We start from the raw sequence: 576 nt of genomic DNA, 5'->3' as shown, positions 1-576 counted from the left end.
GGTCAGCATGTCGCGCACGAAGAACTCCGGCTCGACCGCGCACCGCTCGACGAGCTTGCCGACGAAGCGCGGGTCCGGCGTCGAGCCGATCGCCAGAGCGGCGCGCAGCCGCACCGACGCACGGTCGTCCTCCAGCCCCCGCAGCGCTCGTGCCGTGTCCGTGCCGTGTCCCGTGACCGTCATCGAGACCACCTCCTCGGCGAGCAGTGAACTGCTTGTCACCGTGTCAAGGTCAACTCGGCCGTGCGCCCCGGGCCGTCTCCGGCCGGGGGCCCGGCTCAGGGGCCGCGCCAGACGTTGGCGAAGGCCGTGTTCTCGATGGTCCGCCGCTGGCGTACGGCCTCCAGCTCCATCACCGCTTCGTTGACGGTGGCGACCACGGTGGTCACCGTCTCGTCGTCGAGGCCGGGCTCGTCGTCGCCGGACCGCTCGCCGTCGAGCCCCACGGCCGACGCGAGGGCGGCCAGGACGGGCTCGCCCTCCTCCCGGCGGCCGATGGCCCGTCGCCTGCCGGGTGTGTCGACCAGCTCCACGCGCCGGGGGCCGAAGGGCAGGAGGCCGCTTCTCCGCTGTGTG

General features: G+C 73.6%; 2 pseudogenes. Both read right to left on the bottom strand.

Annotated elements, in window-relative coordinates:
• Positions 1–183: pseudogene (locus IF28_RS0135760) on the bottom strand (HEAT repeat domain-containing protein); the annotation flags it as partial.
• Between the two features lie 95 nt (positions 184–278).
• A pseudogene (locus IF28_RS0135755) lies at positions 279–576 on the bottom strand (GPP34 family phosphoprotein); the annotation flags it as partial.

The organism is Streptomyces sp. NRRL WC-3626 (assembly GCF_000718785.1).
GTDB classification, from domain to species: Bacteria; Actinomycetota; Actinomycetes; order Streptomycetales; family Streptomycetaceae; genus Streptomyces; species Streptomyces edwardsiae.
This window is presented reverse-complemented; position numbering and strand designations above follow the sequence as displayed.